The organism is Hypericibacter sp. (genome assembly GCF_050729195.1).
Lineage (GTDB): Bacteria > Pseudomonadota > Alphaproteobacteria > Dongiales > Dongiaceae > Hypericibacter.
Window position 1 is genome coordinate 1 of record NZ_JBOHKS010000052.1, and the last position, 13,203, is coordinate 13,203.

General features: G+C 65.0%; 10 protein-coding genes. 7 read left to right on the forward strand and 3 right to left on the reverse strand.

Annotation, left to right across the window (positions count from 1 at the left end):
• A partial coding sequence (gene pbpC, locus ACREE8_RS03790; RefSeq protein WP_431571646.1) for a penicillin-binding protein 1C occupies positions 1-2,103 on the forward strand: 2,103 nt, incomplete at its 5' end.
• 264 nt (positions 2,104-2,367) lie between these two features.
• Here pbpC and ACREE8_RS03795 read toward each other — a convergent pair.
• Together ACREE8_RS03795 and ACREE8_RS03800 are read right to left on the reverse strand one after the other, a co-directional pair.
• Complete coding sequence (locus ACREE8_RS03795) at positions 2,368-3,777, reverse strand: aminotransferase (protein WP_431571647.1); 1,410 nt, start codon at positions 3,775-3,777, stop codon at positions 2,368-2,370.
• 178 nt (positions 3,778-3,955) lie between these two features.
• Positions 3,956-5,062 (reverse strand): ABC transporter substrate-binding protein, encoded by a 1,107-nt coding sequence (locus ACREE8_RS03800; protein ID WP_431571648.1) that lies wholly within the window; start codon positions 5,060-5,062, stop codon positions 3,956-3,958.
• Positions 5,063-5,467: 405 nt separating this feature from the next.
• On the opposite strand from ACREE8_RS03800, the gene ACREE8_RS03805 reads away from it, so the two are divergent.
• Genes ACREE8_RS03805 through arsC form a run of 4 tightly spaced genes read left to right on the forward strand, consistent with a single transcriptional unit; the run spans position 5,468 to position 8,656 of the window.
• Positions 5,468-6,337 (forward strand): ABC transporter permease, encoded by an 870-nt coding sequence (locus tag ACREE8_RS03805; RefSeq protein ID WP_431571649.1) that lies wholly within the window; start codon positions 5,468-5,470, stop codon positions 6,335-6,337.
• Between the two features lie 16 nt (positions 6,338-6,353).
• The gene (locus ACREE8_RS03810) at positions 6,354-7,163 is read left to right on the forward strand and encodes an ABC transporter permease (protein WP_431571650.1); all 810 of its coding nucleotides are present in this window, start codon (positions 6,354-6,356) and stop codon (positions 7,161-7,163) included.
• A 4-nt stretch (positions 7,164-7,167) separates the two neighbouring features.
• Positions 7,168-8,271 carry an ABC transporter ATP-binding protein gene (locus tag ACREE8_RS03815; protein ID WP_431571651.1) on the forward strand — a complete coding sequence of 368 codons (1,104 nt, stop codon included), beginning with the start codon at positions 7,168-7,170 and terminating at the stop codon, positions 8,269-8,271.
• A 22-nt stretch (positions 8,272-8,293) separates the two neighbouring features.
• Positions 8,294-8,656, forward strand: coding sequence for an arsenate reductase (glutaredoxin) (gene arsC / locus ACREE8_RS03820; RefSeq protein ID WP_431571655.1), 363 nt, complete (start codon positions 8,294-8,296; stop codon positions 8,654-8,656).
• 61 nt (positions 8,657-8,717) lie between these two features.
• Here the strand turns inward: arsC and ACREE8_RS03825 are convergent, their stop codons facing one another.
• Positions 8,718-10,112 (reverse strand): aspartate aminotransferase family protein, encoded by a 1,395-nt coding sequence (locus tag ACREE8_RS03825; protein WP_431571652.1) that lies wholly within the window; start codon positions 10,110-10,112, stop codon positions 8,718-8,720.
• 186 nt (positions 10,113-10,298) lie between these two features.
• On the opposite strand from ACREE8_RS03825, the gene betI reads away from it, so the two are divergent.
• Positions 10,299-11,408: a transcriptional regulator BetI gene (betI, locus tag ACREE8_RS03830; RefSeq protein WP_431571653.1), complete on the forward strand. Its 1,110-nt coding sequence runs from the start codon at positions 10,299-10,301 to the stop codon at positions 11,406-11,408.
• Between the two features lie 65 nt (positions 11,409-11,473).
• Positions 11,474-13,203: acetate--CoA ligase family protein (locus ACREE8_RS03835; protein ID WP_431571654.1), on the forward strand; the 1,730-nt coding region annotated here is incomplete at its 3' end.

Consider the following 13,203-nt stretch of genomic DNA (forward strand, 5'->3'; position numbering starts at 1 on the left):
GGCGGGATCCGCCGGCGTCGGCTGTTCCTCGGTTTTGCGGCCTTGGCTGTCTCGTTGCTGGCGCTCGGGGTCGCGCTCGACCGGGTCTTTCCGCCCCATCTCGACCGGCTGCGGAATGTCTCGGTGCTGGTCGAGGATTCGGACGGGCAGCTGTTGCGGCCCTTCGCGGCGGCCGACGGCGCCTGGCGTTTGCCGGTCACGGCGGACCGTGTCGATCCGCGGTTCCTGCAGATGCTGGTCGCCTATGAGGATCGACGCTTCTATTGGCATGCCGGCGTCGATCCGCTGGCGCTGGTTCGCGCGGTCGGGCAGCGGATCCATAGCGGGTCGATCGTGTCCGGCGCCTCGACCCTGACCATGCAGACGGTCCGCCTGCTGGAGCCGCGGCCGCGGACCCTGGCCTCGAAGCTGATCGAGATGACGCGAGCGGTCCAGCTCGAGGCGCATTTCTCGAAATCGGAGATCCTGGGAATCTATCTGACGCTGGCTCCCTATGGCGGCAATCTCGAGGGTGTGCGCGCCGCCTCGCTGTTCTATTTCGGCAAGGAGCCGGCGCATCTGACGGACGGCGAAGCGGCGATGCTGGTGGCCCTGCCGCAGCAGCCCGAGCGCGTGAGGCCCGATCGCAATCCGGCCGCGGCCCGCGACGCGCGCGATCATGTGCTGCAGCGTCTCGAGAGCGCCGGCCTCATCGGCGAGACGGAGCTGGCCGAGCTCGCCAGCGAGGCGGTGCCGCAAGGGCGGCTCGAGGCGCCGATGGTGGCGGCCCATCTGGCCGAGCGTCTCAAGGCTGCCGATCCGGCCTCGACCGAGATCCGGACCACGATCGATGGCAGCCTGCAGCGCGGGCTCGAAGCGCTGGTGGCGCGCCGGCGCGGCGAGCTCGAGACCGGCGCCACCATCGCGGTACTCGCGGTGCGCAACGGCGATCATGCGGTCCGGGGCTATGTCGGTTCCACCGACATTCTCGATACCAGCCGCCATGGCCCGATCGACATGATCACGGCGGTGCGCTCACCGGGCTCGACCTTGAAGCCCTTCATCTACGGTCTCGCCTTCGACGGGCTGCTGATCCATCCCGAGACCATCATGGTCGATCGGCCGATGCGCTTCGGCGATTATGCGCCGCGAAATTTCGACAACCGTTTCCACGGCGAGATGACGGCGCGCGAAGCCTTGCAGATGTCGCTCAACCTGCCGGCGGTGGCGCTCCTGGATCGGATCGGTCCGCTGGAGCTGGCGCGGCGCTTCGGCCTCAGCGGCGTGACCTTGCGCCTGCCGGCGGAGACCGAGCAGCCGGGATTGCCGATCGCGCTGGGCGGCGTCGGCGTCACGCTCCAGGATCTGGTGACGCTTTATGCCGGCTTGGCTAATAAGGGCACCACGCAGCCGCTGCGTTTCCGCCTCGATCAGAAAGAAGGCGACAAGCAGGCGCTGATGAGCCCGCTCGCCGCCTGGTATGTCACCCATATTCTCGAAGACATGCCGCCGCCGCCGAACCGGCTGATCGCCAGCGATGGCAGGCGCCAGCGCCAGATCGCCTACAAGACGGGGACCTCCTACGGTTTTCGCGACGCCTGGGCGATCGGCTATGACCGGGAATGGACCATCGGCGTCTGGGTCGGGCGGCCGGATGGCAGCTTCTCGCCGGGCCGCATGGGCCGCGATGCGGCGGCGCCGATCCTCTATGAGGCCTTCGACCTGCTGCCACCGCCCTCGGGCAATGACGCGCTGATGAAGCCGTCAGGCCCGGCGCCCGCCGGCGCCATCCTCGCCACCAACAGCGAGCTGCCGGCCAGCCTGCGCCGGTTCCAGCCGGCCGCCTATGCCTGGCGGTCGGCCTCGGGCCTCCAGGGGCCGAGCCTGACCTTTCCGCAGGACGGCGCCGTCGTCGAGCTCAAGGCCGGCGATCACCTCGCCAGCCTGCCGCTCGAGGTGAGCGGCGGCGAGCTGCCGCTGATCTGGCTGGTGAACGGGCGTCCGCTGAGCGCCCAGCCTTGGCGCCGGCAGGCGGAATGGCTGCCCGACGGCATGGGCGAGGCACGCATCACCGTGATCGACAAGGCCGGCCGCAGCGCCAGCGCCGAGATCTGGATTCAGTAGTCGCGGAGTTCGGGGCGGCTCACAGGCCGCCCGCGAGATTGGCGAAGGCGGCGACATAGATCACTGCCGCGATGGCCAACGCCGTCAGCGGCAGCAGAAAATCCTGTTTCAATGTCATGGGGTTCTCCCGAGATGCTGAGGGCGACACAGGCCCAAAGGATCGGGGAGGAGGTGTCGGAACGGAAATGCCGCCGGGCTATCGGTTCGATGCGGGGCGGACATGACGCCCCGGGCCGGCGACGGCCCGGGGTCTCAGGCGACAGCTCAGGCGGCTTTTCCCTGCCAGAGGCCGTCGCGCATCAGGCTGTCGGTCACGGCGTTGATAGCGCCGCGCAGCGCCTCGGCGGCCTCGTCGATCTGCGCCTTGGTGATGATGAGCGGGGGCGACAGCACCACGAGATGGCCCATCGGCCGCGCCAGGAGCCCGCGCGGCATGGTCTCGTTGATGATGCGGTTGCCGAAATTCCATTCGGCCGGCATCGGCTCCTTGGTCTTCTTGTCCTTCACGAATTCGAGGCAGAGCATGAGATGGCTGCCGCGCACATCGCCTACCAGCGGCAGGTCGGCCAGCTCGCGGAACTTCTTCATGAAGTAGGGCCCGATATCGCGCACATGCTGGCAGAGATTCTCGCGCTCGATGATGTCGAGATTCTTCAGGCCCGCGGCGCAGGAAACCGGATGGGCGGAGTAGGTGAAGCCGTTGGTGAAATATTTGCCCTTGGCCTCCGGCACCGTCACGGCGTCATAGAGCCGGTCCGAGACCAGGAAGGCGCCCAGCGGCACATAGCCCGAGGTCAGGCCCTTGGCCGTGGTGATGATGTCGGGCACCAGATCGAACACCGGCTCGGAGGCGAAGATCTCGCCCAGCCGGCCGAAGCCCGTCACCACCTCGTCCGAGATATAGAGCACGCCATATTTGCGGCAGACCTCGAGCGTGCGGCGCTGATAACCCTTCGGCGGAACGATGACGCCGCCCGAGGCCAGCAGCGGCTCGGCGATGAAGCAGGCGACATTGTCGGGCCCCAGCTCGAGGATCTTGTTCTCCAGATCCGCGACGCATTTGTCGCAGAACTCGGCCTCGGTCATGCCTTCGGGCCGGCGATAGGGATTGGGGACGGGGAGGTGATGCACCGTCTCGGTCTCGAATTTGAGGTAGGCGCGGTCGGCGGGCTTGCCCGAGACCGACGCCGTCAGATAGGTCGAGCCGTGATAGGCATATTCGCGGGTGATGATGTGCCGCTTCGAGGGCTTGCCGGTGAAGCCGAAATAGAACTGGACGAAGCGCAGCGCGGAATCGACGGCGGTCGAGCCGCCGGTGGTGAAGAACACATGCTTCAGGTCGCCCGGCGCATATTTGGCGATGCGCGTGGCGAACTCGATCGCCGGCGGGGTCGAGATCTTGCCGAAGGGCGAGTAATAAGCCATGCGGCGCACCTGCTCGGCGATCGCCTCGGCCATCTCGTTGCGGCCATAGCCGATCTGCACGCACCACATCCCGCCCATGCCGTCGAGCATCCGGTGCCCGTCGGAATCGTAGATATAGGCACCCTCGCTCTCGGCGACGATCAGGAGGTCCTGGGTCTTGGCCTGCCCCAGATCGATCCAGGGGTGGATGATGTGGGCGTGGTCCTGCTCGGTGAGGGCGGCGGTGTCGAACTGCAGATTGCGGGTCATGGCTGGGTTCCGATGCTTGGCGTCTTGTCGGGTTGCGTCCTTGGGCCCGTACGCGGGATGGCACTTTCAAAAACAGTTCGCCCAACGGAGCGCTCGGCCTTGTCTACGAGCGCGGCGCCCCGCCGGGCGAGCATGAGGGCCGGCGCCCGAAGGCGCCGGCCGGTATCAGCGGATCGGCTTACACGCCGGCTTTCACCTGCTCGAAGATCTGCTGCAGGTCTTCAAGCCGCTTGTTGTCCTGGCTGAAGGTGCCGCGCTTCAGATGCTCGCTGGGATCGGCGGGCAGACCGATCTTGGTCAGCGCCGCTTCGCCCGCTTCGGCGAACGCCTTCTTGTTGGAGTGGCCATAGCCATAGGCGATCAGCCAGAGGCCCGCTTCCTTCGAGATCAGGGCGTTGATCAGGTCATGCGCCTTGTCCACTTCGGTCGCGTTGCTGGTCAGCACCGCGCCGCAGACCCAGGTCAGCATGCCTTCCTTGGGCGACATCCATTTCACCGGGACGCCCTGGTCGATCATCTTGGCGAGCGTGCCGTTCCAGGCCGAGGCTGCCACGATTTCACCCGAGGCGATGCCCTGCTCGAGCACGGTGGCGTCGCTCCAATAGAAGCGAACCAGCGGCTTCTGCGCAGCGAGCTTTTCCTTGACCTTCTTGAGCTCGTCGTCGGTCATGGAATAGGGGTTCTTGGCGCCGATGAGCAGGGCGGTGATGATCGCGGTGTCGGTGATGTCGTCACCCATCGAGATTCGGCCCTTGTAGCGGTCGTCCCAGAGCAGGTCCCAGGAATCTTCCTTGGGCTGCACCAGGTCGGTCCGATAGATGACCGCGGTGTTGCCCCAGTCGATCGGAGAGAACCACTGCTTGCCACCCTGGTCGGCGGTGTTGATGTGCTTCAGCGTGTCGAACACATCCGGCCAGTTGGACAACTTCGAGGTGTCGAAGGGTTGAATGAGCTTCGCGTTGCGCCACTTCTCGATGCGACCGGAGCAGGGATGGGCGACGTCGGTCTTGAAGCCGGCCATCAGCTTCTGGAAGGCTTCCTGCTCGTCGGAGAAGACCGGCAGGTTCGGGCTGGCGCCGTATTTCTTCACATAGCCGGGGAAGAAGTCGGGGGTGTCGTAGCCGGACCAGGTGAAGTAGGTCGCCTGGTTGTCGTCGGCTTGAGCCAATTTGCGGGTCACCGGCATGGTGACCAGAGCCACGCCAGCGGCAGTCAACGCCTGCACCATCTGCCGGCGGGTCATGTCCTGGTTGGCAAGGCGGCTCTTGAATTCCTTGATATCCATGATGTCTCCTCCCTGAGGAATGGTCATTCTCGACCGTTTTGGTTATGAGGTTCCGTAGCGGTAGCGGCCGAGGACACAGGGGAACCGCCCTGCAGCGAGGCCAATGCGGATCGCAACCTGGTGTCGCGGTGCATCTCGTCATTGATGGCCGGACTCTAGCATCCGCGCCAGAATCCGGGCAAGGCGGCTAACCCTCATTGTCATCTTACAAAAAAGGGCTTGTGGCCCGACCGGGGCCGGTGCCACCATTGCGCCGCAAAAAAAGACTGGCTCAAGAAATCTTCCGGGAGAGGGGACGTGTAATGGCTGAAGCCGGACGACGCCGGCTGTCGCGTCATGGTTAGCGTTACCGATCGGGGTCAGGCCCCGGCAACGCAGGGCGGTCTCTGGACTGCCTTCAAAACCGTGCTTCACAGAAACGAGAGCATCCGCGGCTACCTGCTGCTCTCGCCAACCCTTCTCGTGATGCTTGCGCTCATGATCATCCCGCTCCTCGGGCTGGTCGTGCTGAGCTTCTGCACGCAAGTCTATTTCGACATCGATTACACCCCGACGCTGAAGAACTATTTCGCGATCTTCGATCTCGAGAACAACCCGATCTATCTGGTGTTGTTGTTCCGCTCGATCATGATGTCGCTGACGACGACCTTCTTCGTCGTGATCACCGCCTATCCGATGGCCTATTTCCTGGCCTTCCGGGTCGGGCGCGGCAAGCTGATCTGGCTGATCCTCATCACGGTGCCGTTCTGGACCAGCTATCTGCTCCGGGTGTTCGCCTGGAAGATCATCCTGGGCTTCAACGGCGTGATCAATTCGGGCCTGATCAGCCTCGGCATCATCAAGGACCCGCTGCAGTTCCTGCTCTATAATCCGACCGCCGTGGTCGTCACGCTGACCCACGCCTGGGCGGCCTTCGCCATCTTGCCGATCTATGTCTCACTGGAGAAGATCGACAAGTCGCTGCTCGAAGCCGCGACCGATCTCGGCGACACGCCGCGCGAGCGCTTCTGGCGCGTGACCTTCCCGCTGTCGCTGCCGGGCATGATCGCCGCCACGCTGCTCGTCTTCATTCCTACGGTCGGCGACTATGTGACGCCGTCCCTCGTCGGCGGAACATCGGGCATCATGATCGGCAATCTGATTCAATCGCTGTTCGGCAAAGCCAACAATGCGCCGCTGGGCGCCGCTGTCTCCATCGTCATGATGCTGTCGATCACGCTGATCGTCTGCGTCTTCCTCGGCGCCATGGGGCGCCGGCGCTGGAAACAGTCCTAAGGTCGGGGCCCGCTTCATGGTCGGCAAAGCCAAATACGACGCGCTCTTCATTTACGGCGTCGCCTATCTCGTCTTCATCTATGCGCCGGTGCTCCTGATCGTCCTCTTTTCCTTCAATAACGGGCTCTATGTGGCCTTTCCGTTGAAGGAGATGACGGTCAAATGGTACGCGGAGATGGTCAATAACCCGGGCCTGACCAAGGCGCTGGGCGTCAGCCTGCGCATCGCGGCCTTCGTCTCGGTGGTCAGCACGATCCTCGGCGTCCTCGCTGCGAAGGCGGTGACCCGCTACTACCTGCCGGGACGCGCGGCGATCACCTTCACCATCATGCTGCCGCTGGTCATTCCGACCATCGTCTTCGCCATCGGCCTCCTGATCATCCTGGCGAAGTTCCTCGGGCTGCAGCCTTCGACTTGGAGCATCATCGCCGGCCATGTGCTGCTTTGCGTGCCGTTCTCGATGGCGGTGCTGATCTCGCGCCTCCAGGGTTTCGACAAGAACCTCGAGGAGGCGTCCCAGGATCTGGGCGAGAATGCCTGGCAGACCTTCTGGCGCGTGACCTTCCCGCTGGCCATGCCCGGCATCGTGGCGAGCTTCCTGCTCTGCTTCACGACCTCGTTCGACGAGTATCTGATGGCGGCCTTCCTCTCCGGCAACGACACCACCCTGCCGGTCTATATCTACAGCCAGCTTCGTTTCCCGCAGAAGCTGCCCGGAACCCTGGCCCTGGGCAGTTGCATCCTCGTGGTATCCTTCGTGATCGTGACCTTTGCGGAGTATATGCGGCGGCGCGGCGTCAACTCCGACCAGGGTTTGGGTATTTGACATCATGAGCGCAGACGATTCCTTCATCTCGATCAAGCGCGTGTCGAAGCATTTCGGCGCGGTCAAGGCCGTGGACGACATCTCCTTCGACATCCGGCGCGGCGAGTTCTTCTCGCTGCTGGGGCCGTCCGGCTGCGGCAAGACCACGCTGCTGCGCATGCTGGCGGGGTTCGAGGTGCCGACGGCGGGCGAGATCTTCATCGACGGCCAGCCGATGGCGGTGGTGCCGCCGCATCTGCGCCCGACTAACATGGTGTTCCAGAATTACGCGATCTTCCCGCATCTCAATGTGCGCCAGAACATCGCCTACGGCCTGCGCAAGAAGAACCTGACCAAGCCGCAGATCGACCAGAAGGTCGAGGAAGCGCTGGGCATGATCAAGCTGCCGGGCTATGGCAACCGCCGCGCCGACCAGCTCTCGGGCGGCCAGCGCCAGCGCATCGCGCTCGCCCGTGCGCTCGTCTGCCAGCCCAAGGTGCTGCTGCTCGACGAGCCGCTGGGTGCCCTCGACAAGAAGCTTCGCGAGGAAATGCAGCTCGAGCTGCGCCAGCTGCAGCGCTCGGTCGGTATCACCTTCGTGTTCGTGACCCACGACCAGGAAGAAGCCCTGACCATGTCGGACCGGATCGCGGTCATGGCGCGCGGCAAGGTGATGCAGATCGATGGATCGGCTCAGCTCTACGAGCATCCGAACTGCCGCGAGGTCGCCGACTTCATCGGTAACATGAATTTCATCGATGGCACGGTTGCCGGCACCGAAGGCGCCAATGCCATCATCGATGCCGGCCCGCTCGGCAAGCTCCGGGTTCCGGTCGGCCAGGCCCGCATCAGCAAAGCCGGCCTCGTCACCCTGGCGATCCGGCCGGAGAAGCTGCGGATCGAGGCCACCCGGCCCAATGGCGGCACCAACTCGATCGCAGGCCGGCTCAATGCCCAGGCCTATCTCGGCGACCGCAGCCATTTCTATGTCGATGTGCCGGGCCTGCAGCGCCGCGTCGCGGTCGCGGCCCAGAATGTCGCTCGCAACGCCGATGCCGCGGACGGCAAGGCGCGGGATGTGTGGGTGAGCTGGCCGGTCGAATCCGGAGTCCTGCTGCCCGCCGACTGATCCCGCAAGGGAGTTCGCCGGCATCATGAGCGTCACGATCTATCACAATCCACGTTGCGGAAAATCGCGCGACACGCTGGCGCTGCTGCGCGGTCGCGGGCTCGAGCCCGCGATCGTCGAATATCTCTCCACGCCGCCCGATGCCAAACGGCTGAAGCAACTCTTGAAGCTATTGGGGATGGGCCCGCGCGATCTGATGCGCAAGGGCGAGCCGGCCTATAAAGAGAAGAAGCTGGCCGATCCCAAGCTCGACGAGGCGGCGCTGATCGCCGCCATGGTCGCCAATCCGATCCTGATCGAGCGGCCGATCGTGGTCGTCAAGGACGCCAAAGGCGAACGGGCGGCCCTGGGCCGCCCGCCGGAAAATGTTTTGAAGATTCTTTAGGGAAGCCGACCCCTGCGCCGCGTGCGGCAGCGCAGGGGAGGGAGGTTTCGGTTCCGCCCGATCAGGCGGTGATGCCGGTCATGACCGGTGCCGCCTTCGCCTTCGCCGTGCGGGCCAGCTCTTCGATCGTCAGGTCCACGCAATATTCGAAGGTCGAGAGCGTCTCGTCGAGGCAGGCCTTGTCGTGGGCCGAGGAGATGAACCAGGGCTCGCGCGAATCCGGCTCGCACATGACGCCGTGCGGGATCAGATGCTGCGCCAGCGTGTCGTAGAAGGTGTAGTCGCTGGTCTTCCAGTCGCGGTAATTGTTGGGCGGCGTCTCGCGGAAGAACAGGCCGCTCATGCTCGGATGGCCTGTGAAGCTGTGGGGGATCCCACGGGCCTTCAGCACCTTGTGCATGCCCGCCTGCATCGCGAGGCCGTAGGCCTCGATGTCTTCAAGCGCATCGGTGTCGCGCAGGATGGTCAGGGTCTTCTCGGCCGCCGCGAGCGACATGGCCTGGGCGGTGTAGGTGCCGCCATGGGCGACGCCGCGGCCGTAATTGCGCATGATGTCCTCGCGCCCGCCGATGCAGGCGATCGGATAGCCGTTGGCCACGGCCTTGGCCATGGTGCAGATGTCGGCCTTGATGCCATAGAGCTCCTGGGCGCCGCCGCGACGCACGCGGAAGCCGGTCTTCACCTCGTCCACGATCATCAGCACGCCGTACTGGGTGCAGAGATCGCGCACGGCCTTGATGAATTCGGGCTTGGAGGGGATGCCGCAGCAATTGCCGAGAATCGGCTCGATCAGCACGGCGGCGATGGTGTGGCCATGCTTCTTCAGCACGTCCTCAAGCCGTTCGGCGTCGTTATAGGGAACCTGCCAGAACAGGTTCCGGACGGCGCCCGGGATGCCCTTGCCATAGCTGACGATGTCGGGTTCGCGGCCTTCCTGGATGGTGTCGGTGTCGAGGGTCCACATCGTGGAATCGAACAGCCCGTGATAGGAGCCTTCGAAGGTCACATAGTGGTCCTTGCCGGTCACGCCGCGCGCCAGACGGAGCGCACCCATGACCGCTTCGGTGCCGGAATTGGAGAAGCGGACCAGCTCGGCGGCCGGGACCATCTCGCTGATCAGTTCGGCGACGGTCAGCTCCCGCTCGGTGCCGAGCGCGAAGACCGTGCCCACCTGCTGGCCATCGCGGGCCGCCGCATCCACCTCGGGATGGCAGTGGCCCAGGATCGCCGGCCCGTAGCCCAGCCGGTAATCGATATAGACATTGTCGTCGAGATCGGTGACCCGCGCGCCGCGGCCATGCTTCACATAGACGGTGTTATTGTCGCCCCAGTACCGGAAGTTCGAGCTCACGCCCAATGGCAGCTTCTGGATCGCTTTGCGGAAGTGGGCGTTGGACTTGTCGAGGCGGTAGGGGGCGCGCTTGTTGGTCGCTGTTGGGGCGGCGGCCTTGGTCATGATCTTCTCCGATGGGATTATGTGCAGCCATTAAATGCGTATATAGTGAATCTATCAAAACGGGGGCCATACTGTCTAGGCGACTGAATGGTCATATAATTGTTCGGATTTAAAACCCAATATATTTCATATAGATAGTACATTTTTCCTAATTCTTAACGATAACAAGCGACTCTAAGAGGCGAAATGGCTCGGCTGAATCCGGTAAAGGAAACGCGCCAACTCCAGCTGATCGAGGCAACAATTGCCACGATCGGGCGGCGCGGTTACGCGGCCACGACTCTCAGTCATGTGGCCAGCGCCGCCGGCATGTCGCCCGGGATCGTGAATTTCTACTTCCGGACCAAGGAGCAACTCCTTGCGGCCACGCTGGAATTCATCGCCGGCGAGTATGAGAGCTCCTGGCGCACCCAATTGGCCGCTGCCGGCGATTCTCCCGCGGCCCAACTCGAAGCCATGATCGAGGCCGATTTCAGCCCCGGGATCTTCACCCGGGAGAAGATGACGGTCTGGTACGCCTTCTGGGCGGAAGCCCCGAATCAGCCGCTCTACGAAACCCTCGTGTCGGAGCTGGAGCAGCGCTATTGGAGCGAGACCCGGGGCATCGTCGACCGGCTGATCGCCGAGGGCGGCTATAAGGGGCTCGACCCTGACGCGGTCGCCCACGGCCTCAATGCGATGATCGACGGGCTCTGGTTCGATCTCCTGATCGACCCCAACTCGGTGACGCCGGCCCAGGGCAAGATCATCTGCCGGCTCTATCTCTCCGGCATCTTCCCGAAGCATTTCGGCCAGTATGCGGCAGGTGGCGCACCGGCAGCCGTCGCTGCGGTCGAGGCGGCACCGCATCTCGAACGCCCTGTCGAAGAGGCCACGGAAGGCACCGACGCCTTCGGCCGGGCCGCCCACCGCAAGCGCCTGTCGGCGGCGCTGCGCCGCCGGCTGCAACCGCAGGGCCGGCTGACGATCAAGGAGCTGGCCGCGGGCATCGGCGTCACCACGGACACGGTGCAGAACTGGCTCAACGAGAGCACCGAGCCGTCCTCCTGGCTGCTGGGCCGGCTGCTGGCCATGCTCGACCCGGCCTTCTTCGTGGAGGCCTTCGGCCCCACGGTCGACGCCATGCGGCGGCGTTTCGAGACGCGGCTGACGGCCGAACGGGAAGCAGCGGAAAAGGATCGTGCCATCCTGACAGAGATCGATCCGCGACCCGCGAACTCGGATCTGCCCGCGGGCGACCCGGCACGGCCGGCCGAGCGCGGTCCCGAAGATTCGGGCAGCTCGCGCCAGAGCTGAGATATAAAAGGCACCGGGGGCCTGAGCCCTCGCTGGCTCAACCTCGACGATCCCACATTTCTCCGATGAACATCACGACAAGACTGCATCGCCTTGCCCCCTTGCTGACGCCGTCATCCGTCGCCCTCATCGGGGCCTCGCCCAAGGCCGGCAGCGTCGGGCAGGGGATGATCCAGACCGTCAGGGGCGGCGGCTATGCCGGACGGCTCTATTATGTGAACCCGTCCTACACGGAGATCGACGGCCAGCCTTGCTACCCGTCGGTCGCGGACCTACCGGAACCGGCCGACCTGATCGTGCTCGGCGTTGCCAATGCGCGCCTGGAGCAGAGCCTGGCGCAGGCGATCGCGGCGGGTGCGCGTTCCGCCACGATCTTCGCCAGCTGCTATCTCGAGAATGACAGCGAGCCCAGCCTGCCCGAGCGCATCGCCGCGATGGCGCGCGAGGCGGGGATGCCGATCTGCGGCGGCAACGGCATGGGCTTCTACAACTTCGATCATCGCCTGCGCGTCTGCGGATTCCCGCCGCCGGCCTGGGTCGAGGGCGGCGGCAACAAGACGCTGATCACCCATTCCGGCTCGGCCTTCAGCGCGCTGGTCCATCACGACCATCGCTTCGCCTACAACCTCGCCGTCTCGCCCGGCCAGGAGCTCGGCGCCACCTGCGACGAGTATCTCGATTTCGCCCTCGACATGCCGACCACGCGGGTGGTCGGGATCTTCCTCGAGACGGTGCGCAACGCCGACGGTTTCATCGCGGCGCTCGAGAAGGCCCGCGTCAAGCGGATCCCGATCGTGGTGCTGAAGGTGGGCCGCACGGCCGAGAGTGCCAAGCTCGCGGTCAGCCATTCGGGCGCCATCGCCGGCGACTATGCCGCCTATGAGGCGGTGTTCGATCGCTATGGCGTGGTCGTGGTGGATACCCTGACCGAGCTCGCCAACGCCCTGCTGCTGCTGGGTCATGAGCGGAGACTGCCGGCGGGCGGGCTCGCGACCATGCATGATTCCGGCGGCCTGCGCGAGCTGACGGTGGATCGGGCCGTCACGCGCGGCGTGCCGTTCGCGAAGATCAACGCGGAGACGACGCAGAAGCTGGCCGCGCGGCTCGATTACGGCCTCGAACCGATCAATCCGCTCGATGCCTGGGGCACAGGCAATGATTACGAGGGCATCTTCGAAGACTGTCTGGTCGCGCTCTGCAACGACCCCGACACGGCGGTCGGCGCCCTCTTCGGCGAGACGCGCGACGCCTATTCGCTGCATGAGGGCTATGGGCGCGTCCTGGCCCGGGCCTCGGCGAGGACCACGAAGCCGATCGTGATGGTCAACAACATGGCCGTGATCGGTGAGGCCAAACTGGCCTCGCATATGACGCGGGGCGGCTTCCCGGTCATGATCGACATCGATGCCGCGATGGCGGCGTTCCGCGCCGCCTTCATTTGGCGCGACGCGGCCGACCGCCCGGCGCCGAAGCCGGCCGCCGCGCCGGCGGGCTTGCGCGCGAAATGGAAAGCGCGTCTGGACAAGGGCGGCGCGCTCGATGAATCCGAGAGCCTGGCGCTGATGGCCGATTACGGCGTCGGCGTCCTGGCGCACCGCATCGCCGGCAACGAGGCCGAGGCCGCCGCCGCCGCCAAGGCCATCGGCTTCCCGGTGGTTCTCAAGACGGCGACGCCGGGCATCCTCCATAAATCGGATGTCGGCGGCGTCAAGCTGGCGCTGGCCGACGAAGCGGCCGTATCGGCCGCCTATCGCGACCTCGCGGCGCGGCTGGGCCCGCGCGTGCTGGTCATGGC

Coding starts and splice junctions, on each gene's coding strand:
- ACREE8_RS03795 (WP_431571647.1), bottom strand. CDS start 3,777: ATGACCCGCAATCTGCAGTTCGACACCGCCGCCCTCACCGAGCAGGAC.
- ACREE8_RS03800 (WP_431571648.1), bottom strand. CDS start 5,062: ATGGATATCAAGGAATTCAAGAGCCGCCTTGCCAACCAGGACATGACC.
- ACREE8_RS03810 (WP_431571650.1), top strand. CDS start 6,354: ATGGTCGGCAAAGCCAAATACGACGCGCTCTTCATTTACGGCGTCGCC.
- ACREE8_RS03815 (WP_431571651.1), top strand. CDS start 7,168: ATGAGCGCAGACGATTCCTTCATCTCGATCAAGCGCGTGTCGAAGCAT.
- ACREE8_RS03825 (WP_431571652.1), bottom strand. CDS start 10,112: ATGACCAAGGCCGCCGCCCCAACAGCGACCAACAAGCGCGCCCCCTAC.
- betI (WP_431571653.1), top strand. CDS start 10,299: ATGGCTCGGCTGAATCCGGTAAAGGAAACGCGCCAACTCCAGCTGATC.